Here is an 18,561-nt window from a genome sequence, read left to right on the forward strand (position 1 = left end):
GCAATGGGCAGATTGACGCGCGCGAGCGTCTCGCCGTCCCTATGATGCCCGCCATGATCAAGGTCTTCTGGCGGTCAGAGGACGCCCCGCGCGGCGCAGGCGTGATCGGGTCCTGCGGCGGACAGCCGCCACTGCACCTGACCGAGGCTCCGGACTGTCGGCTGTGCGGGACGCCCATGCCGTACTTCTTCACCCTCGACGTATCCGGAGTGCTGCCCGGCCGTCACCTGAGCCTGTTCTACTGCGTGTCCTGCACGGGTAGCACCGTGCCGACATTCCCCGAAACCCCGGTCAGTCGGCCCATCAGCGCGGCCGAGGCACGCTCACTCCAGACCGACTACCGGCTGTACCTTCACGGCCCTGAGCATCCGCAGATGGAGGTCGCCTCGCCCCTTGTCGAGACGCCGGTGTACGGGAAGGCCTCCAGGGCCGACGCCTACGGGGGAAGCAAGATCGGCGGGACGCCCACGAAGTACTGGGGCGAGGCGGACGGGAACATTCACCGGCTCCTCCTGCAGATTCGTGCGTTGGACGACGTCGTCTTTCCGCGCAGGCCCGGTACGCCCCGCCAGCAGGCCTATAAGTTGCTCTCGGACGACCCGGAATTCCACGACGCTGAACACTACCGACTCGTGAACGGCATTCCGATCTACATCTTCGCGACGCACGACGAAGAATCGGCGTTTCTCGTGACCGGACGGTTCTAACGGGCTGCCCAGGCCCGTAGAATGCCGCTCATGACCGACATCCTCCAGGGCTGGCAGCCCGCGCCCGCCGGGCACAAGCACGTCGTGAGCGTCAGCCTGGGCAGCAGCGCCCGCAACGCCCGCGAAGAGGTGACCGTGCTGGGCCAGCCGTTCATCATCGAACGCCTCGGCACCGACGGCGACCCGGAGAAGATGGCGGCGCTGTTCCAGGCGCTCGACGGCAAGGTGGACGCCTTCGGGCTGGGCGGCGCGGACCTGTACGTCATCGCGGACGAGAAGCGCTACACCTTCCGCAACGTCCGCGCCCTCGTGAAGAACGCTGTCAAAACGCCGGTCCTGGACGGCTCGGGCCTGAAGAACACCCTGGAACGCGACGCCATCGCGCAGCTCGACCCGATCCTGAACTGGCGCACCCAGAAGGTCCTGATGGTGTCCGCCGTGGACCGCTTCGGCATGGCCGAGGCCCTCGCGCAGCACCACGCCGACATCGTGTTCGGGGACATCGTGTTCGGCCTGAACCTCGACCGGCCCCTGCGCAGCATCACCTCCCTGCGCCGCGTCGCCAAACTCGTGCTGCCGGTCATCACGCAGCTCCCGCAGGACTGGTTCTACCCCACGGGCGCCAAGCAGGAGAGCAGCGTGCAGGGCAGCGGGACGAAGTACTACGCCTGGGCGGACGTGATCGCCGGGGACACCCACTACGCCAAACGCTACGCCCCGCAGGACCTCAGCGGAAAGACGATCCTCACGCAGACCATCACCGCCGCCGACCGCGAGTGGATGAAGACGCGCGGCGTGAAGCGCCTGATCACCACCACGCCCCGCATGGGCAGCCGCAACTTCGCCACGAACGTCCTGGAAGCCATGTTCGTCGCCCTGAGCGGCAAACGCGAGGCCCTGACCGGCCCCGAGTACCTGGAATTCATCCGGCAGGTGGGCTTCAAACCCGAAGTCAACGAGCTGTAAGGGACTGGACTGTGGGCTATGAGCTCTGGGCTCTGAGCCGGATAGCTGAAGCTTCTGCTCTGGCCTGAGCTCGCCTCATAGCTCAGAGCTCACTGCCCCAGCGCCTCCTGCCACTGCGGTACGCGCGGGCTGATCCGCAGCAGCTGCATCAGCGCGGTGGTGGGGCGGGTGTACCACAGGTCGCCGTTCTCGTGCGCCTCCGGCTGCCGGGTGAGGTACCGGGTAGCGTTGTCCAGCGTGTACGCCAGCACCCGCAGGGTCAGGGCGTCGTCTGTGGTGCCGCTGGCCTCGCAGTACCCGGCGAGAAGGTCGGGAACCGCGAGCGGCCCGGAATAGCTGAGGTCCAGGGCCGGGTCGCCCCACCCGGCGTCCCCCCAGTCGATCAGGGCGGTGACCGCGCCGTCCCCATTGACCATCAGGTTCCCGGCGTGCAGGTCGTCGTGCAGGAAGGCGGGCTGCGCGGGCGGCGGGGTCTCGCTCAGCAGGCGGGCGGTCAGGTCGGTCGCCCAGTCCGCCTCGGCGGTGCCCAGCCGCTCGGCGGTCAGGACGCGCGCGCGGGTGCGGGCCGGGTCGGGCGGCTTGATGGTTTCCAGGTACCCGTGTGGGTCGGGTGCGCTGTCCACGCCCGCGTGCAGGGCGGCCAGGGCGCGGCCTGCCTCCCGCCACGCGCGCGACAGGCGTGGGTCGCCGTGCGCCCAGCCCAGGCCGTCCAGGCTGCGGCCCGGCGCGAAGGCGTACACGCTGACCGGCGCGTCCAGCACCGCGCGGGAATCGTCGAACACCAGCAGTTCCGGCGTCGGAAGGCCCGCCCGGACCGCCGCGGGCACGGCGACGCTCTCGGTCAGGGCGTCCGCCGCGTCGCCGGGCAGGGGCACGCGTAGCACCACGTCCTGCCCGGCGCGGCGGGCGCGGTACACGCGGTTCACGATGCCCACGCTGGGCAGGCGCGTCAGGGGTCCCTCCAGCGCGAACTGCCGCGCGAAGGCGGCCAGTTCGGCGGGGGTCAGGTCAGGCAGGGCCGGCACGCGCCCCAGCATGCCGCGTAGGCGACCCGACCGGCATCCGCCAGACGGCGGGTACACTCCGGGGCATGCAGGCACTCGTGGACGCCATTCGGCAGCAGGGCGAGATTCTCCCCGGCGGCATTCTCAAGGTGGACGGACTGGTCAACCACCAGCTTCTCCCGCACCTGACGCGCGAGATGGGGGAGACCTTCGCGCGGCACTTCGCGCCCCTGAACCCGAACAAGATCGTGACCATCGAGGTCAGCGGCATCGCGCCCGCCATCGCCACCGCCATGGTGCTGGGCGTGCCGATGGTGTACGCCCGCAAGAAGAAACCCGTCACCATGAAAGAACCCATCTTCACCGCGCAGTCCGTCAGTCGCACCAAGGGCGGCGTGGTGGACCTGTTCGTCAGCAGCGAGTTCCTGGGCGCAGACGACCGCGTGGTCGTCATCGACGACTTCCTCGCGTCGGGCGGCACGCTGCGCGCCCTGGCGGGCATGATCGACGTCAGCGGCGCGCAGCTGCTCGGGATCGGCTGCGTGGTGGAAAAGCAGTTCGAGTCGGGCCGCGAGAAACTCGCCGACCTGAACGTCCCTATCCACACGCTGGCGAACATCGTCCGCATGAGCGAAGCCGAGGGAATCCTGGTCGAGGCCGGACGCTGATCCGGGGGTGGGGGTACAATGCCCCCCATGAGTGACCACTACCAGCAGGATGGCTTCACCGTCACCCCCGAACTGAGCGCCGAGCGCCAGACCCGCTTCAGCGCGGCCCCCGAACTCGGGGACGGCATCGAACCCGGCAAGAACTACCGCGCCGTGCTGGAAACCAGCAAGGGCCGCATCGTCGTCGAACTGTTCGCGGACGACGCGCCCGTCACCGTGAACAGCTTCGCGTACCTGCTGCGCCACCACTACTACGACGGCATCAAGTTCCACCGCGTCATCGACGGCTTCATGGCGCAGGCCGGTGACCCCACCGGCACCGGCGCCGGCGGCCCCGGCTACGACTTCGAGGACGAACCCAACGACCACCGCCACCGCGGCAAGGGCATCCTGAGCATGGCGAACCGCGGCCCGAACACCAACGGCAGCCAGTTCTTCATCACCTTCGTGGATACCCCCCATCTCGACGGCCGCCACACCGTGTTCGGCAAGGTCGTCGAGGGTCTGGACGTGCTCGACCGCCTCACCCGCATCGAGCCGGGCCGCATGGGCACCGCCGACGTGATCGAAACCGCGTACCTCGTCGAGAAGTAAAGAAGTAGAAGGTCAACAGTTGATGGTTGATGGACTGGGGATGGCCCCGATCCATCAACCATCACCCTTTCACTCTCAACCCTCGTCCGGTGTGGCCTCCACGGCGCGGCGCACGATGGGCATGATCGTGAGGCCCTGCACGGCGATGGTGAACAGCACGATGGCGTACGTGACCGTCACGACGTGCGTGCGGTACGGGCTGTCCGGCAGGCCCAGCGCGAGGCTGATGGCGATCCCGCCGCGCAGCCCGCCCCAGGTCAGGAGGCGCACCGTGTACGCCCCGTAGCCCTCGCGGGCGCGCACCAGCGCGAACGGCAGCGCCACGCTGATCCAGCGGGCGGCGAGCGCCACGCCGATCAGGATGACGCTCGCGAGGATCTGCGCGCCGGTCGTTTCGGTCAGGAGTACGTCCAGACCGATGAACGCGAACAGCAGGATGTTCAGCACCTGATCGACGGTCTCCCAGAAGCCCTCCACGAGTTCCTGCGTGCTCGGCGTGAACAGCGTGTGCTTGTACGCGGAGATCACCAGGCCCGCCACGACCATCGCCAGCGGCCCGCTGATGCCCAGCGCGGCGGCCGCCACGTACCCGCCCACGACCAGCGCCAGCGTCAGGAGGATCTCCACGGCGTGCTCCTTCACGCCGCGCAGCAGCGCGTAGCCCAGGCCGCCCAGCAGCGCCCCGAACGCCAGCCCGCCCAGCGCCTCCTGCGCGAACAGGCCCGCCACGCCCGCCGCGCTGACCTGCGCGCCATGCCCGCCCAGGCCCGCCGCGCCCGCCAGCGCCAGGAAGATCACCACGCCCACCCCGTCGTTGAACAGGCTCTCCCCGGCGATGAGCGTCTCGATCTTCACCGGCACCCGCGCCCGCTTCAGCAGGTCCAGCACCGCCACCGGGTCCGTCGGGCTGATCAGCGCGCCGAACAGCAGCGCCCACATCAGCGGCACGTCCAGCCCCACCAGCGCGAACACCCCGTACGCCGCGAACCCGATCAGCGCCGTGCTGATCAGCGTACTCAGGAACGCCAGCAGCAGGATGCTCCGCCGCTGCCGCAGCATCTGCCGCGCGTCCAGGCTCAGCGCCCCCGCGAACAGCAGCACACTGAGAATCCCGTTCAGCACGAAATTCGTGAAATCCAGCGTCTGCAGCACCCCCGCCGCCCACCCGCGCAGGCCCGGCACGCCCACGGCGTCGAGCGCGATCAGCAGGATGCTCGCCAGCGCCCCCGCCAGCGTCACCCCCACCGTCGTCGGAAAGTGCAGGAACCGGTCGTTCAGGTACGCCAGCAGCGCGGTCACGCACAGCAGCACAGCAAAAGCACTCAGCATCCCCCACACCATACCCCCCGCTGCAGGGCACGAAAAAACGCCCCACGGGGGGGCGCTTTCCGGTCAAACGGGAATCAGTCCCGTTCGCGTTCGCGTTCGGCGTTCAGCTGCGCCTGCAGCTGGGCCTGGCGCTGACGCACGTAATCCTGATGGAAGCGCTGCTCGTCGATCATGTTCGTGCCGACCGTGAGTTTCCCGGTCGCCAGTTCCCGCATCGCCTGCGTGACCAGATTCCGCGTGCGGACGCGCTGCTCGACCGGCAGCACGCTCGGCGCGCCGCTGCGCAGCTGCAGCGCACGCTTGGCGGTCACGACGCTCAGTCGGTACTTGCTGTCGGTCATTGACAGCAGCTTGTCAATATCTCGTTCTGCCATGATGCACAACCTCCCTGGAAGCCACCGGACCCTGCACCGGTATCAGCCCCCCACTCTAGCCCACTCGCCGCCCCCCGGCCAACCCCCGACCCCACAGTTTTGGTCCTCCGGGTGACAGGTCAGGCGGATTCCGTCTGTTCCGGCGACAATCCGGCGTCCTTCCACATTGTCGCCTGCACTCCCGGAACCCGTGTTGCTCCTACTCGCTCCGCTCGGGTTGAATGGCTTGCTCAAACCATTCAGCCGGAGTCCGCCTCAGGCGTTGTACGTCGTGCTGGCCGTGTCCCCGCCGCGCCCGGTCCAGTTCGTGTGGAAGAACTCGCCGCGCGCGCGGTCCGTGCGCTCGTAGGTGTGCGCGCCGAAGTAGTCGCGCTGCGCCTGGATGAGGTTCGCGGGCAGCACTGCCGAGCGGTACCCGTCGAAGTACGCCAGGGCGCTGCTGAACGCCGGAACGGGCACGCCCCCGCGCACGGCGGCTGCCAGGGTGTCGCGCCACGCGCCCTGCGCGCCCTGCACCGCGTCCCGGAAGTACGGCGCGACGAGCAGGTTCGCGAGGTCCGGCTGCGCGTCGTACGCGTCCTTGATGCGGTCCAGGAAAGCCGCGCGGATGATGCACCCGCCGCGCCACATCTGCGCGATCCGCCCGTAGTCCAGCGTCCACCCGGCGTCCTGCGCGCTCAGGTGCAGCAGCTGGAAGCCCTGCGCGTACGCGGCGATCTTGCTGGCGTACAGCGCCTGCCGCACGCCCTCCACGAACGCGTCACGGTCGGCGGGCGCGGCGAAGGTCGGGCCGCTCAGGACCGCGCTGGCCGCCACGCGCTCGGCCTTCAGGGCACTCATGGCGCGGGCGTACACCGCCTCGGTGATCGTCGCGGCGGGACTCCCGGCGTCCAACGCCGCGACCGACGTCCACTTCCCGGTGCCCTTCTGCCCGGCGGCGTCCAGGATCACGTCCACCAGCGGCTGCCCGGTCTCGTCGTCGGTCTTGCGCAGGATGTCGGCCGTGATCTCGATCAGGTAACTGTCCAGTTCACCCTCGTTCCAGCGGGCGAAGACCTCCCCGGCCTCGGGGGCGGTCAGGCCAGCGGCGCGCAGCAGCTGGTAGCTCTCGGCGATCATCTGCATGTCGGCGTACTCGATGCCGTTGTGCACCATCTTCACGAAGTGCCCCGCCCCGTCCGGCCCGACCCAGTCGCAGCAGGGCGTGCCGTCCGCCACGCGCGCCGCGATGCCCTGGAAGATGGGCTTCACGGCCTCCCACGCCTGCGGATTGCCGCCGGGCATGATGCTCGGGCCGGTCAGCGCGCCCTCCTCCCCGCCGGAGACGCCGGTGCCGATGAACAGCAGGCCTTTCTCCGCCAGTTCGCGGGTGCGGCGCGTGGAGTCCGCCGGGTGGCTGTTCCCGCCGTCGATGATGATGTCGCCCCCCGACAGCAGGGGCGTCAGGTGTCCGATGAACTCGTCCACGGCGGCGCCCGCCTTGACCATCAGCATCACGCGGCGCGGCGGCTTCAGGAGCGCCACGAAGCCCTCCAGGCTGTCGGCGCCCAGGATGCGTTTGCCTTTCGCGCGGCCCTGCGTGAAGGCCGTCACCTTGCTGACCGTGCGGTTGAACGCCGCGACCGTGAAGCCCCGGCTTTCCATGTTCAGGATGAGGTTCTCGCCCATCACGGCCAGTCCGATCACGCCGATGTCCGCCGTTCCCTGCAGGTCAGAAGTCATGCCGCAAGTGTACGGGGCACACAAATGGGAGGCGTGAACGCATGTCCGCACAGCGCCCGCCCAGCGTGTCGCCCCTCACCCTTCCGGGAGTGGGGTGCGCTAGCCTCCCGGCACCCATGCCCCGCCCCCCGCTGCGCGCCCTGCTCCTGCCCCTCCTGCTGGGCGTTTCCGCTTCCACCGCCCAGACGGCGACTCCGGCCCCCGCCACGCCCACGGGCAGCGCGGCGACTCCGCCCGGAACGGCGCAACCCGCAGCAGCTCAGCCGGCGGCAACTCAGCCCGCAGCGGGCCAGCCCGGCCCGAATCTGCCCGGCGCGAGCCTGCGCGGCCTGTGGATCGACGCGTTCGGCCCCGGCCTGAAAACCCCCGCGCAGGTCAGGCAGACCGTGCAGGACGCCGCGCGCCTGGGCGTGAACACCCTGTTCGTGCAGGCCATCCGCCGCGCCGACTGCCTGTGCCGCAAGGCCAGCGTGCCCGCCATCAGCGACGCCGACCTGACCCCCGGCTTCGACCCGCTGGACGCCATCACCGCGCAGGCGCACGCGCGCGGCATGCGGGTCATCGCGTGGATCAGCGTGACCGGCATCGCCAACACCACCGTTCCCAACACCAGCCCCGACCACCTGATGCGCGCCCACGGCCCCGACTCGGGCCGCGCGTCGTGGCTGGCGCGCCGCCCCGACGGCAGCTGGCTCGAAGGCAAGGACGCGTGGCTGGACGCCGCCATTCCCGACGCCGCCGAGTACGTCACCCAGGCCGCCGTGAGCCTCGTGCGGCACTACCCCGTGGACGGCATCCAGCTTGACCGCATCCGCTACCCGGACGGCGGCGCGTGGGGTTACGACCCCAAGACGCTCGCCCGCTACCGCGCCGAGACCGGGAAAAGCGGCACGCCCGCCCCCACCGACGCCGCGTGGCAGGCGTGGAAACGCGAGCAGATCACCAACCTCGTGCGGCGCATCACCCTGGAGGTCAAGGCTGTGCGCCCCGACGCCTGGGTCAGCGCCGCCACCATCACGTACAGCGACGCGCCCGCCGACCCCGCCGCGTTCCGCCAGACCCGCACGTACACCGACGTCCTGCAGGACTGGCCCACCTGGATGCAGACCGGCCTGATCGACCTGAACGTCCTGATGAACTATAAACGCGACGCCGCCCCACCCCAGGGCGCGTGGTTCGACCGCTGGAACGCGTTCGCGCAGCAGGTGCAGACCCGCCCCGACGGGCAGCGCGTCGCCCTCGCGTCAGGCACCGCCATGTACCTCAACGCCCCGCAGGTCACCGCCGCGCAGGCTGCCCGCAGCGTCAGGGCGGGCCTCGGCTGGGTCGGGTACTCGTACCGCACGCCCACCGCCGACGTGTACGGTCAGCGGCAGACCACCCCCGCCGGACTGGGCGCCGTGCAGGCCGCCCTGACCGCCCCCGGCGCCGCCCTGCACGCCCCCCGCCCCTGGACCGAGGCGCCCCCCACCACGCGCGGCCTGCTGGGCCGCATCACGGGCGCAGGCACGCCCGGTGGGCAGACCGTGCAGGTCCTGCGGGGCGGCCAGCCCATCGCGCAGACGCAGACCGACGCACTCGGCTACTACGGCTTCGCCACCCTGACCCCCGGCCCGGTCGAGATCCGCGTCAGCGGACAGCGCTGGCTCGACCGCGTGCCCGAACGCGGCGTGGTGCGCCTCCCGGACCTGCTCGTGCGGGCCGTTCAGCTCATCCCCAGCCTGCCCCCCGCCAGACCCTGACCCCCCGACGTCCCGCGCAGCCGACCCGCCCAGGCAGCCCGCCGGGTACACTCCCGGCATGACCGACACCGGCCTCTCCCCGCAGGAATTCCGTCAGACGCTGGGCCGCTTCGCGAGCGGCGTGACCATCATCACCGCCAAGGGGGACGAGCGGCGCGGCATGACCGCCAGCGCCTTCGTGTCCGTCAGCCTCCAGCCGCCCCTGATCCTCGTCAGCGTGGACACGCGCGCCCACATGCACGCCCTGCTGCTCCAGGACGACGTGACGCACTTCGGCGTGAACGTCCTGTCCGCCACGCAGCGCCACCTCAGCGACCACTTCGCCGGACGCCCCGGCCCCGAGGATCAGGTGCCGTGGTTCGAGCACGAGGGCCTGCCGCTGATCGGCGGCAGCGTCGCGCAGCTCGTGTGCCGCAAGGACCGCGTCATCGAGGCCGGGGACCACACGCTGTTCCTGGGCTTCGTCGAGTACAGCCGCTACACCGACGACGACCCGCTCGTGTACTTCCGCGGCCAGTACCACGAACTGGGGTAACACGAACCGGGGTCAGCGGCCACACCCCACCGCCCATAATGGTCCCGTGCCCCCCTACGCGCTGCAACTGCTGATCGCGCTCGTGCTCGTCGGCGTCACCCGCCTCGTCGCGTACCCGCTGACCGTGGGGAGCGGCGTGGTGGACGCCCTGGACGCCGTGCTGATGATGCTGGCCCTCGTGAACCTGCGCCTCGCCTGGACCGGCGCGAACGCCTCGGGCGGCGGACGCGCCCCGGCATGGTTCGTGGTCGCGGGCCTCGTCACGGCGGGCCTGATCACCCTGGCGATGGTCGCGGCCCTCACGCCCCGCCCGGCCTGACCCGGAATCCGTCTGAGACGCCTGCCGGATTTGCGCGGGGCCCGCGCCGGGGCTGGGCTAGACTCCGGGGCATGATTCGCCTCGCCATTCTCGCGGACCTGCACGCCAACCTGGCGGCTACCCTCGCGGTCCACGCAGACATTCAGCGGCGCGGCCTGACGGACATCTGGGTGCTGGGCGACCTGGTCGGCAAGGGACCACGCCCGCGCGAAGTGCTGGACTGGACGCAGGCGCACGCCACGCGCGTCATCCAGGGTAACTGGGACGCCCGCGTCGCCGGAGCCACGCACCGCCCACAGGACCTCTGGCCGCGCAGCAAACTCAGCCCCGAAGGGCTCGCGTACCTCGGCGCCCTCCCGTACGGCATCGAGGAACAGTTCAGCGGCGCCTGGTGGCGCTTCGTGCACGCCAGCAGCCGCGGCCTGTTTCACCGCCTGTACCCGCACAGCAGCCTGCACGATCAACTCGAAGCGTTCGCGCCGAACCCGCAGTTCGGCCTGACCGCCCACGCGGACGCCCTCGTGTACGCCGACATGCACGAGGCGCTGATGCTGGACGTCGAGGGCCGCCCCCTGATCAACTGCGGCAGCGTCGGCAACCCGCTGGACTCCACCCTGCCGTGCTACCTGGTGCTGGAATTCGACCCGCACGGCCCGTCCCACAGCGCCACGTACGTCCGCCTGACGTACGACCGCGACGAGGAGATCAGCGCCGCCGAGGCCAGCGGCATGCCGTTCACCCGCGAGTACGTCGCGGAACTCCTGACCGGCGCCTACCAGAAACGCCGCGCCCGCACCGGCGAGTAACGTCCGCTGGGCGCCCTCACGTTCTGCCTTTATCCTGGGCCGCATGCGCTGCGCCTTCCTGATTGCCGTCCTGCTGGGTCTGACGGGGGCGGCGCAGGTGGCCGCGCCCGCTGCGGGCGCGCCGGTGACGCTGCACCTGTCGCGCGAGCCGGGTCTGGGTGAGGGGGTGGCGGCGGCGCTGCGGGGCGTGCCGGAGGGTGTGGAGGTGGCGCTGCTGGTGCAGGACCTGCGCACGCGCGAGGTGCTGGAGGCGCAGTCGCCCGACCGGGCGCTGATCCCGGCGAGCACCACGAAGGTCGTGACGGCTGCCAGCGTGCTGGACGAGCGGGGCGGGGCCGGGGGCTGGTGGAGTGCCGAGTTGACGGTTCCGGCGGTGCAGGTGGGCCGGGCGTCGGTGAAGGCGGTGACGTTGCGCGGCAGTGGTGACCCGACCCTGAGCGTGGCGTCGGGCGGGTACAGCCTGCGGGCGCTGGCGCGGCAGGCGTACGCGCGGGGGCTGCGCGAGGTGGGCGAGGTGCGCGTGGACGACCGGGGCTTCGACGCGGCCGCCTGGACGCTGCCGCTGGGGTCGCCCATGACGGCGCTGCGGCTCGCCGAGTGGCGGGACGACCCGCCCGCGTCAGCGCAGGCGGCGCGGGAGAGGCTGGGCGGGGCGCTGATCGCGCAGTTGCGTGCGGCGGGCGTGCGCGTCACGCGCGAGGGCGTGGGCCGCGCGGCGCCGTGGCAGGCGTGGGTGCCGCCTGCCCGGACGGACGGGCAGGGCCGCGCGCTGCCGCCGGACCCGGTCACGCCCGCCTCTGCCCGCCCGGAGCAGGGGATCGCCAGTGTCCGCAGTGCGTCGCCGTTCCGGGTGCTGGCGGCCACGTTGCGGCCCAGTGACAACCTGCGCGCCGAGGAACTGCTGGGGACGCTGGCGCACGGCTCGGGCGGCACGCTGCACGGGGCGCTGGCGCGTGAACGGGCGTACCTGCGGCGCATTGGGACGGACCTCAGTGGCGTGGAACTGCATGACGGCAGTGGCCTGAGCCGCGAGAACCGCCTGAGCCCTCGCGTGCTGGTGGACGTGCTGCGCGCCCAGTTCGACCTGCCCGCGCCGCTGCCCGGGAGGGCGGGGTTGCCGGAGGCGCTGTACAGCGCGCGTGGGAACGCCTTCGCGGAGGCCCTCCCGCAGGCCGGGACGGGCGAGGACGTCCCCGAGCACGACGGGCGCGGCGGGACGATGGCGCTGCGGCTGCGCGGCGCGGGGCTGGATGTGCGCGCCAAGACCGGCACGCTGCCCGGCGTGAGTGCCCTGGCCGGGTACGTCACGGGCCGCAGCGGGCACGTCCTGGCGTTCGCGGTGATCATGAACGGCCCCGACTCAGCCCCGATCCTGACCCTGCGGGCCGTGCAGGACGACGTGGTGCGCGCGGTCGCGGCCGCCCACTGACCGGGGGGATCGCCACCCACCCGGCGGAGGGGGTGGCGCAAAGGTGCGCCGCTTCATGCAGTTCGTGAACCCGATCCAATAAACTGCGGGGCGTGACGACTGAAGCGGGCATGAACGTGGTGGTGGCGACCAGCAACGCCGGGAAGATCCGGGAGATCGAGGAAGCCCTGCAGGGCACCGGCTGGACCCTCAGCCCGCTGGGCAGCGTTCCCCTGCCGGAGGAGACCGGCGCGACCTACGAGGAGAACGCCGCGCTGAAAGCCTGCGCCGCCGCGCTGATCACCGGGCGGCCCGCGCTGGCCGACGACAGCGGCATCGAGGTCGAGGCCCTGCAGGGCGAGCCCGGCGTGTACTCCGCCCGCTACGGCAACCGCGACAGCGACGTGGAACGCAACGTGTACCTGCTGGAGAAACTGCGCGGTGAGAAGAACCGCCGCGCGAAGTTCGTGTCCGTCGTGATCCTGGCATACCCGGACGGGCACCTGGAGACGTACCGCGGTGAACTGCACGGCACGCTGCTCGAAGGTCCGCGCGGCGCGAACGGCTTCGGGTACGACCCGCTGTTCGTCCCGGACGGCGACACCCGCACCCTGGCCGAACTGACCGTCGCCGAGAAGCGCGCCATCAGCCACCGTGGGCGGGCGCTGGCGGCCCTGCGTGACGCGCACCGCAGCGGCCTGCCCGAGCGGGACATCACCCCGATCGTCTGAAGTCGGGCGCGTACGTGGGGCCACCTCTGATCCGGGGGTGGCCTCGCGCGTTCATGTTCCGCTGACGGGCCGTGCAGGCTTCCTTCACCCGGGGCGCCGCGTTCCAGTTGCCGCCCTGGGCGGCTGGGTACGGTGGGCTCCATGAGTGCATACCGGAACGTGCTGGCAGGCTTGATCGGCGGGGCCGTGGGAACGCTGGCGATGGGGCAGTACTGGACGCGCGTGGCGCCACTCGTGGAAGGCCGGAGCGAGGACGGCGGGGATCAGCAGAAGGAACCGAAGAAGGACGAGCATTCCATCTCGGTGATCGGGCAGCAGCACCAGCCCGGCGAGAGCAGCACCGCCGCCATCGGCCGCGTCGCGTACGAGAAGACCGAGGGGCACGCGCCCGGCAAACAGACCCGCGCGGCGCTCAGCGAGGCGGTCCACTGGGGCATGGGCATCGGCAGCGGCGCCCTGTACGGCGCGCTGGCCGGGCGGGGCAACCCCGTCAAGGGCGCGGCGTTCGGCGTGGGCCTCTGGGCACTGGTGGACGAGGGCCTCGTGCCGCTGCTGGGCCTGCAGGACGGCCCGGCTGGCACGCCCGTGAAGGGTCACGCCAACCGCCTGGGCGCGCACCTCACGTACGGACTGGCGCTGGGTGTGACCGCGCTGCTCATTGACGCCCTGCTGCCCGAGGACTGATACGGGATTCAAGTGATTCCAGATCATCCGGAGTCGCCCGGTGGCCCCCTCACCCTTCCGTCGCTTCGCTCCTCCATCCCTCTCTGCTGCGCAGCTCTCCGAGTCCCACAGGGGGAGAGGGGACAACGGAAGGCAATCACGTTGGAAGCAAGTCAATTTAATCCCGTATGAAGCGGGAACAACGGAAGCGGGCCGCTTCCCAGGCAGGGGAGAGCGGCCCGTTGCGCTGACGGTCCTTACGCTTTGGCGTGCTCGCGGACGTCGTTCTTCAGTCGCATCAGGATGGCGCCCATGCCGCGCAGGCGCATGGGGGTGATGAGTTCGGTCAGGCCCATGTCCATGTAGAACTGGTCGGGGATGCTCAGGATCTCCTCGGGCTGCGCGCCGTTCAGGGCCTCGTGGAGGATGCCGGCGTAGCCGCGCACGGTGGGGGCTTCCTCGGGGACCTTGAAGTACAGGTGCATGCCGCCCTGCTCGTCCTGCTCGGTGACGAGGAAGAAGGGGCTGGTGCATTCGGGGACGGGCTGGAGGAATTCGGGGTGTTCGAGGTACTTCTCGGGCAGGCCGGGGAGTTTCTTGCTGTATTCCAGCAGGGCCTGGAGGCGCAGGGGTTTGGGGGCGCTGCGGAACATGCTGACGATGCTCTGGAGTTTTTCCGGCAGGGCGGGCGCGGCGTCGGTCATGCGCGGAGTGTACCGCCGCGCCTGGGGCGGGATTGGGTGGGCCTGTCCAGTTGACCTCTTTTGTCAATAAGTCGGGAGTCAGGGTACAATCCTGGGGCAATCGGCAGTTCCACCACTCACAGGAGGCACCACACCATGGACTACGCGAAAGACGTACTTGTCAGCACCGACTGGGTCGAACAGAACCTCAACAAAGACGGCATCCGCCTGATCGAGGTGGACGAGGACATCCTCCTCTACGACACCGGGCACGCCCCCGGCGCCGTGAAACTCGACTGGCAGGTCGACCTGTGGCACCCCGTCGAACGCGACTTCATCACCCCCGACAAGGTCAGCGAACTGCTGGGCCGCCTGGGGATCAAGGAAGGCGACACCATCGTCCTGTACGGCGACAAGAGCAACTGGTGGGCCAGCTACGCCTACTGGTTCCTGTCCTACAGCGGCGTCAAGAACACCCTGAAGCTCATGAACGGCGGCCGCCAGAAGTGGGTCGCGGAGGGCCGCCCCACCACCACCGACGCCCCCAGCGTCGAGGCGACCAGCTACCCCGCCCTGACCCGCGACGACAGCCTCCGCGCCTACCGCGACGAGGTCAAGGCCCACCTGGACGGCGTCCGGAACGGCACCGGCGCGCTGGTGGACGTCCGCAGCCCCGACGAATTCAGCGGCAAGGTCACGCACATGCCCAACTACCCGCAGGAAGGCGTGCTGCGCGGCGGTCACATCCCCGGCGCGCGCAGCATCCCCTGGGCGAAGGCCACCAACGAGGACGGCACCTTCAAGAGCGCCGACGAACTCAAAGCCCTGTACGAGGGTGAAGGCGTCACCGCCGACAAGGACGTCATCGCGTACTGCCGCATCGCCGAACGCAGCAGCCACACGTGGTTCGTGCTGCGCGAACTGCTCGGCTACCCCAAGGTCCGCAACTACGACGGCAGCTGGACCGAGTGGGGCAACGCCGTGGGCATGCCCATCGAGAAGAGCTACAGCGAAGCCTGACCGAGGCGTTCAGGTGCGTCGAGTGAACTGCTCGGCGCACCTGAACCGAGCAGAGCGAGAAGCCGTAAACACAACGGTTAGAGGTGGAGTTGAGGGGCGTGCCCTTGGCCCCTCAACGGAACTGAACACCGTTGTGAGCACACCGGAGATTCGAAGCGTGCCGCCCGTGGGGACCTTCCCCTGGGCGGCACGCTTCCTGCGCTTCACGTTCCGGTCCGGCGCATCTGCGGCATCCCGGCTGGCGTGGGGGTGCTAGCGTGCCGTATTCCAGTTGTACCCCGGAGGTCCCATGAGCCGAATCCTAACTGCTGCGCCGATCGTTCCCACCGGGGCCCACGCCTGACCACTTCCGGCGGACGCCCCGGCCCAAGCCGAGGTTCCCCACGTGAACACCTACACCCTTGAAGCGGCCACGCACGACACGCTGGCCGATGTCGTCGCCCTGATTCCCGATTCCGCCGAGGCGGAGCGGCGCCTGACCTTCACCCTCTCGCGGGTCGAGGCCGGAGCGCTGCGCCCCGAGCAGTTCCTCATTCTGCGTTCGCCCCGCGGGGTGGAGGGCGTCTGCCTGCGTCCCGCCAGCCCACAGATTCCGCTGCTCCCGCGGCTGCGCGAGGACGTCCCCGCCGAGGCGCTGACCGCCTTCCTGCGTGAACTGCGCGCGGCGGGCCCGCGCCTGATCCTCGTGTCCACCCAGGCGCCGCTGCGCCGCGAGGAGGCCGAGACCGCCGGGTGGGCCTTTCAGGAGGCGAACGTCGTGTATGAGAGGGCCGACCTCCGCGCCCGGTCGTACCCGGCCGACCCGCACGTTCAGCCCGTGACCGTGCATGATCCCGGCGTGGCAGAGGCCATGACGGCGCTGGGCCGCGAGGCCTGGACGCCGGGCGAGGACTGGACGCTGTACGCCCTGACCCACGCGGGCGAGGTGGTGGCCCTGGCGGCCCTGGGGGCCAGCGGTCGGCCCGACACGGCCGGGATCGACCTGATCGGTGTCCTGCCCCAGCGGCGCGGCCAGGGCTTCGGGGCTCGGCTGCACGCGCACCTGCTGCATCTGGCCGCGCAGACCTTCGGGACGCACGTGGGCGGCACGGAGGCAGACAATCACCCCATGCGCCGCCTGTTCGAGCGGCACGGGGCGCGGCTGGTGTCCACGCAGCTGGACTTCCGCGCCCCTGCCGTCCCTGCGCCTTGACCACCCCATACGGACTCGCGTAGAATTCTCTCTTGGTCAAGCGGGGCAGGGCGACCAACAGCCATCAGCGGCGCGTACGCGCCCGCCCAGGCGGCCCGAACCCCAGACGGAAGCCGTCCCAGACGAGCGACCGGACTACGAAGGAGGCACTCACATGCCCAAGATGAAGACACTGAAAGCGGCCAGCCGCCGGGTGAAGATCACCGGGACCGGCAAGGTCATGGCGTTCAAGAGTGGCAAGCGCCACCAGAACACCGGCAAGAGCGGCAACGAAATCCGCGGCAAAGGCAAGGGCTTCGTCCTCGCCAAGAGTGAATGGGCCCGCATGAAACTCATGCTGCCGAAGGGGAAGTGAAGTAGATGCCTCGCGCCAAAACCGGTATCATCCGTCGCCGCCGTCACAAGAAGGTCCTGAAGCGCGCCAAGGGCTTCTGGGGCTCCCGCAGCAAGCAGTACCGCAACGCGTTCCAGACCCTGCTGAACGCCGCGACCTACGAGTACCGCGACCGCCGCAACAAGAAGCGTGACTTCCGCCGCCTGTGGATCCAGCGTATCAACGCCGGCGCCCGCCTGCACGGCATGAACTACAGCACCTTCATCGGTGGCCTGAAGAAGGCGAACATCGACCTGAACCGCAAGGTCCTGGCCGACATCGCCGCCCGCGAACCCGAGGCCTTCAAGGCCCTCGTGGACGCCGCCAAGAACAGCAAGTAAAACGGCTGACAAGAACGCCGCCGCCCTTCCGGAAACGGGGGCGGCGGCGTTCGTCTGCTTCAGGGTTGTCCCTGTTCATCCTGAAAGATGTCCTCGATGGGGACGCCGAACAGCCGGGCGAGTTTGAAGGCCAGGGGCAGGCTGGGGTCGTACTTACCGGTTTCCAGGGCGTTGATGGTCTGGCGGGACACGTCCAGCGCCTCGGCCAGGGCGCCCTGGGTCATGTTGCGTTCGGCCCGCAGGACTTTCAGCCGGTTGTTCATTCCGGTTCCTGCGTGTCTCGGCGTGTCAGGAGGGCGTGCGTGCCAGCCAGGGTCAGCCAGCCCAGGTATGAGAGGCTGAGGAGAGCGATGGCTGGGACGGTTTCGTGGGGGCTGGAGGCGCTGATCAGGGCGGTCAGGGTCAGGGCGGTCAGCGTGACACCCAGGGCCACGGCGGCAGCGATCAGCAGGACATGTCGGCCGTACTCGTCGCTGTCGCGGTAGTGGAAGGTGAGGCGTGCGGCGTCCAGGAGTGGAATAGCGGCCAGCAGGGCGGTGGCGGTCAGATTGACCTGTCCGCGTGGGCCCAGCATGAGGGCTGCCAGGATGCCCAGGGCGCACGCGCCGGTCAGGGTGGCCAGCAGGGTCTGGTGCCGAGCGTGGCGGCGGGCGCGGGTCACTGGCGCAGGTCTCGGGCGACGTTGCGGGCGGCGATGACGAGCAGAACGGTGGCGGTGGTGACGGTCAGCCAGTAGGCGAGGTGAGTGACGGTTCCGGCATTAGGGTGACTGCTGGCCTGGCCCATCAGGAACAGGGGCGCGCATGAGACGGCGACGAGGGTCAGGAGCTGGCGGGTTGCAGGGGTCAGGTTCTTCATGTCATCTCTCCTTGTCTTTGGGTCAAGCTTGCTTGACATAAGAGTAAAGGATGCCTGACCCGATGTCAAGCAGGCTTGTCTTATCGCTGTTCTGTTGGTTTCGGTGACAACCCGGAAGGACACCCGACTGCCAACGCTACGACCGAAATTCGCTCTCGCATCTGCTGGCACGGCAGGCCAAGACCGTTCACGAAGTCATACGGACTCCCTTTGTTTCGCCGACAATTCGGAACTTCACCGGATTGCCAGCTTCACGTCCGGAACCCGTTTGGCATCCGCTCGGACCCAGCGGGCTTGACGGCCCATTCAATCGGAGTCCGTGTAACAGCGGTTTCCAGTTCCATTGCAGGGCCAACGGCACGCCCCTGGGCTCCACTTCCAACCGCTGTCGTTCACGGCTGCTCGCTCCGCTCGTTTCAGAGGCGTTGAGGAAATCCCTCAACGCCTCTGAAAACCGCTGTAAGGAGTCTCCGGCACTGCCATAACGGCGGCGGGCCGGGGGTAAATTCCCCGCGGCCCGCCGCGA

General features: G+C 69.8%; 23 protein-coding genes. 15 read left to right on the forward strand and 8 right to left on the reverse strand.

All coding sequences use genetic code 11. From position 1 onward, the window contains the following. Positions 1-53 precede the first annotated feature (53 nt). Complete coding sequence (locus EXW95_RS13650) at positions 54-707, forward strand: hypothetical protein (RefSeq protein WP_174367902.1); 654 nt, start codon at positions 54-56, stop codon at positions 705-707. 30 nt (positions 708-737) lie between these two features. Beyond that, on the forward strand, positions 738-1,673 hold the full coding sequence (locus EXW95_RS13655) for a quinate 5-dehydrogenase (RefSeq protein WP_174367903.1): 936 nt from the start codon (positions 738-740) through the stop codon (positions 1,671-1,673). Between the two features lie 89 nt (positions 1,674-1,762). On the opposite strand, the gene EXW95_RS13660 is transcribed toward EXW95_RS13655, so the two are convergent. Then, positions 1,763-2,698: an aminoglycoside phosphotransferase family protein gene (locus EXW95_RS13660; protein WP_174367904.1), complete on the reverse strand. Its 936-nt coding sequence runs from the start codon at positions 2,696-2,698 to the stop codon at positions 1,763-1,765. 65 nt (positions 2,699-2,763) lie between these two features. On the opposite strand from EXW95_RS13660, the gene xpt reads away from it, so the two are divergent. Then, positions 2,764-3,345, forward strand: a complete 582-nt coding sequence (gene xpt / locus EXW95_RS13665) for a xanthine phosphoribosyltransferase (protein WP_174367905.1) — start codon at positions 2,764-2,766, stop codon at positions 3,343-3,345. A 27-nt stretch (positions 3,346-3,372) separates the two neighbouring features. After that, a complete protein-coding gene (locus tag EXW95_RS13670) occupies positions 3,373-3,939 on the forward strand; it encodes a peptidylprolyl isomerase (RefSeq protein WP_371810069.1) in 567 nt (188 codons plus the stop codon). A 75-nt stretch (positions 3,940-4,014) separates the two neighbouring features. On the opposite strand, the gene EXW95_RS13675 is transcribed toward EXW95_RS13670, so the two are convergent. The 3 genes from EXW95_RS13675 to gnd form a co-directional block, all read right to left on the reverse strand. Next, positions 4,015-5,268: a sodium:proton antiporter gene (locus EXW95_RS13675; RefSeq protein ID WP_174367907.1), complete on the reverse strand. Its 1,254-nt coding sequence runs from the start codon at positions 5,266-5,268 to the stop codon at positions 4,015-4,017. Positions 5,269-5,342: 74 nt separating this feature from the next. Continuing rightward, positions 5,343-5,642, reverse strand: a complete 300-nt coding sequence (rpoZ, locus tag EXW95_RS13680) for a DNA-directed RNA polymerase subunit omega (protein WP_174367908.1) — start codon at positions 5,640-5,642, stop codon at positions 5,343-5,345. A 255-nt stretch (positions 5,643-5,897) separates the two neighbouring features. Next, a complete protein-coding gene (gene gnd / locus EXW95_RS13685; RefSeq protein ID WP_174367909.1) occupies positions 5,898-7,364 on the reverse strand; it encodes a decarboxylating NADP(+)-dependent phosphogluconate dehydrogenase in 1,467 nt (488 codons plus the stop codon). Between the two features lie 116 nt (positions 7,365-7,480). On the opposite strand from gnd, the gene EXW95_RS13690 reads away from it, so the two are divergent. The 7 genes from EXW95_RS13690 (at position 7,481) to EXW95_RS13720 (ending at position 13,589) form a co-directional block, all read left to right on the forward strand. Continuing rightward, a complete protein-coding gene (locus tag EXW95_RS13690; RefSeq protein ID WP_174367910.1) occupies positions 7,481-9,106 on the forward strand; it encodes a glycoside hydrolase family 10 protein in 1,626 nt (541 codons plus the stop codon). Positions 9,107-9,164: 58 nt separating this feature from the next. Further along, complete coding sequence (locus tag EXW95_RS13695) at positions 9,165-9,641, forward strand: flavin reductase family protein (protein ID WP_174367911.1); 477 nt, start codon at positions 9,165-9,167, stop codon at positions 9,639-9,641. Between the two features lie 46 nt (positions 9,642-9,687). Next, positions 9,688-9,960, forward strand: a complete 273-nt coding sequence (locus EXW95_RS13700) for a hypothetical protein (protein ID WP_174367912.1) — start codon at positions 9,688-9,690, stop codon at positions 9,958-9,960. A 71-nt stretch (positions 9,961-10,031) separates the two neighbouring features. Continuing rightward, the gene (locus EXW95_RS13705; RefSeq protein ID WP_174367913.1) at positions 10,032-10,766 is read left to right on the forward strand and encodes a metallophosphoesterase; all 735 of its coding nucleotides are present in this window, start codon (positions 10,032-10,034) and stop codon (positions 10,764-10,766) included. Between the two features lie 43 nt (positions 10,767-10,809). Beyond that, complete coding sequence (locus EXW95_RS13710; protein WP_174367914.1) at positions 10,810-12,195, forward strand: D-alanyl-D-alanine carboxypeptidase/D-alanyl-D-alanine-endopeptidase; 1,386 nt, start codon at positions 10,810-10,812, stop codon at positions 12,193-12,195. Between the two features lie 110 nt (positions 12,196-12,305). Continuing rightward, a complete protein-coding gene (rdgB, locus tag EXW95_RS13715; RefSeq protein ID WP_174368988.1) occupies positions 12,306-12,905 on the forward strand; it encodes an RdgB/HAM1 family non-canonical purine NTP pyrophosphatase in 600 nt (199 codons plus the stop codon). 141 nt (positions 12,906-13,046) lie between these two features. Next, on the forward strand, positions 13,047-13,589 hold the full coding sequence (locus EXW95_RS13720) for a hypothetical protein (protein ID WP_174367915.1): 543 nt from the start codon (positions 13,047-13,049) through the stop codon (positions 13,587-13,589). A 236-nt stretch (positions 13,590-13,825) separates the two neighbouring features. On the opposite strand, the gene EXW95_RS13725 is transcribed toward EXW95_RS13720, so the two are convergent. Continuing rightward, a complete protein-coding gene (locus EXW95_RS13725) occupies positions 13,826-14,272 on the reverse strand; it encodes a SufE family protein (protein WP_174367916.1) in 447 nt (148 codons plus the stop codon). A 135-nt stretch (positions 14,273-14,407) separates the two neighbouring features. Between EXW95_RS13725 and EXW95_RS13730 the strand changes: the two genes are divergently transcribed. The 4 genes from EXW95_RS13730 (at position 14,408) to rplT (ending at position 17,177) form a co-directional block, all read left to right on the forward strand. Further along, positions 14,408-15,271 carry a sulfurtransferase gene (locus tag EXW95_RS13730; protein WP_174367917.1) on the forward strand — a complete coding sequence of 288 codons (864 nt, stop codon included), beginning with the start codon at positions 14,408-14,410 and terminating at the stop codon, positions 15,269-15,271. Positions 15,272-15,656: 385 nt separating this feature from the next. Next, complete coding sequence (locus EXW95_RS21405) at positions 15,657-16,463, forward strand: GNAT family N-acetyltransferase (protein WP_174367918.1); 807 nt, start codon at positions 15,657-15,659, stop codon at positions 16,461-16,463. 154 nt (positions 16,464-16,617) lie between these two features. Next, on the forward strand, positions 16,618-16,818 hold the full coding sequence (gene rpmI, locus EXW95_RS13740) for a 50S ribosomal protein L35 (protein WP_046843284.1): 201 nt from the start codon (positions 16,618-16,620) through the stop codon (positions 16,816-16,818). Between the two features lie 5 nt (positions 16,819-16,823). Beyond that, complete coding sequence (rplT, locus tag EXW95_RS13745; protein ID WP_174367919.1) at positions 16,824-17,177, forward strand: 50S ribosomal protein L20; 354 nt, start codon at positions 16,824-16,826, stop codon at positions 17,175-17,177. Between the two features lie 59 nt (positions 17,178-17,236). Here rplT and EXW95_RS13750 read toward each other — a convergent pair whose 3' ends face one another. The 3 genes from EXW95_RS13750 to EXW95_RS13760 are packed head-to-tail and all read right to left on the reverse strand — an operon-like array spanning position 17,237 to position 18,035. Beyond that, positions 17,237-17,440: a helix-turn-helix transcriptional regulator gene (locus tag EXW95_RS13750; RefSeq protein ID WP_174367920.1), complete on the reverse strand. Its 204-nt coding sequence runs from the start codon at positions 17,438-17,440 to the stop codon at positions 17,237-17,239. Then, positions 17,437-17,838 carry a hypothetical protein gene (locus EXW95_RS13755; protein WP_174367921.1) on the reverse strand — a complete coding sequence of 134 codons (402 nt, stop codon included), beginning with the start codon at positions 17,836-17,838 and terminating at the stop codon, positions 17,437-17,439. Before EXW95_RS13755 ends, EXW95_RS13750 begins: the two co-directional genes overlap by 4 nt. Further along, positions 17,835-18,035, reverse strand: coding sequence for a hypothetical protein (locus EXW95_RS13760; protein WP_174367922.1), 201 nt, complete (start codon positions 18,033-18,035; stop codon positions 17,835-17,837). The genes EXW95_RS13755 and EXW95_RS13760 overlap by 4 nt, the downstream gene beginning before the upstream one ends. Positions 18,036-18,561: the final 526 nt, after the last annotated feature.

It is taken from the genome of Deinococcus sp. JMULE3, from assembly GCF_013337115.1.
Classification (GTDB): Bacteria; Deinococcota; Deinococci; order Deinococcales; family Deinococcaceae; genus Deinococcus.

Excerpts from the sequence above, each read along its gene's own strand:
- EXW95_RS13720 (WP_174367915.1), top strand. The coding sequence starts at position 13,047 with ATGAGTGCATACCGGAACGTGCTGGCAGGCTTGATCGGCGGGGCCGTG.
- EXW95_RS13705 (WP_174367913.1), top strand. The coding sequence starts at position 10,032 with ATGATTCGCCTCGCCATTCTCGCGGACCTGCACGCCAACCTGGCGGCT.
- xpt (WP_174367905.1), top strand. The coding sequence starts at position 2,764 with ATGCAGGCACTCGTGGACGCCATTCGGCAGCAGGGCGAGATTCTCCCC.
- EXW95_RS13690 (WP_174367910.1), top strand. The coding sequence starts at position 7,481 with ATGCCCCGCCCCCCGCTGCGCGCCCTGCTCCTGCCCCTCCTGCTGGGC.
- rpoZ (WP_174367908.1), bottom strand. The coding sequence starts at position 5,642 with ATGGCAGAACGAGATATTGACAAGCTGCTGTCAATGACCGACAGCAAG.
- rdgB (WP_174368988.1), top strand. The coding sequence starts at position 12,306 with ATGAACGTGGTGGTGGCGACCAGCAACGCCGGGAAGATCCGGGAGATC.
- EXW95_RS13655 (WP_174367903.1), top strand. The coding sequence starts at position 738 with ATGACCGACATCCTCCAGGGCTGGCAGCCCGCGCCCGCCGGGCACAAG.
- EXW95_RS13760 (WP_174367922.1), bottom strand. The coding sequence starts at position 18,035 with ATGAAGAACCTGACCCCTGCAACCCGCCAGCTCCTGACCCTCGTCGCC.
- gnd (WP_174367909.1), bottom strand. The coding sequence starts at position 7,364 with ATGACTTCTGACCTGCAGGGAACGGCGGACATCGGCGTGATCGGACTG.
- rpmI (WP_046843284.1), top strand. The coding sequence starts at position 16,618 with ATGCCCAAGATGAAGACACTGAAAGCGGCCAGCCGCCGGGTGAAGATC.
- EXW95_RS13750 (WP_174367920.1), bottom strand. The coding sequence starts at position 17,440 with ATGAACAACCGGCTGAAAGTCCTGCGGGCCGAACGCAACATGACCCAG.
- EXW95_RS13650 (WP_174367902.1), top strand. The coding sequence starts at position 54 with ATGATCAAGGTCTTCTGGCGGTCAGAGGACGCCCCGCGCGGCGCAGGC.
- EXW95_RS13670 (WP_371810069.1), top strand. The coding sequence starts at position 3,373 with ATGAGTGACCACTACCAGCAGGATGGCTTCACCGTCACCCCCGAACTG.
- EXW95_RS13725 (WP_174367916.1), bottom strand. The coding sequence starts at position 14,272 with ATGACCGACGCCGCGCCCGCCCTGCCGGAAAAACTCCAGAGCATCGTC.
- EXW95_RS13675 (WP_174367907.1), bottom strand. The coding sequence starts at position 5,268 with ATGCTGAGTGCTTTTGCTGTGCTGCTGTGCGTGACCGCGCTGCTGGCG.
- EXW95_RS13695 (WP_174367911.1), top strand. The coding sequence starts at position 9,165 with ATGACCGACACCGGCCTCTCCCCGCAGGAATTCCGTCAGACGCTGGGC.
- EXW95_RS13730 (WP_174367917.1), top strand. The coding sequence starts at position 14,408 with ATGGACTACGCGAAAGACGTACTTGTCAGCACCGACTGGGTCGAACAG.
- rplT (WP_174367919.1), top strand. The coding sequence starts at position 16,824 with ATGCCTCGCGCCAAAACCGGTATCATCCGTCGCCGCCGTCACAAGAAG.
- EXW95_RS13710 (WP_174367914.1), top strand. The coding sequence starts at position 10,810 with ATGCGCTGCGCCTTCCTGATTGCCGTCCTGCTGGGTCTGACGGGGGCG.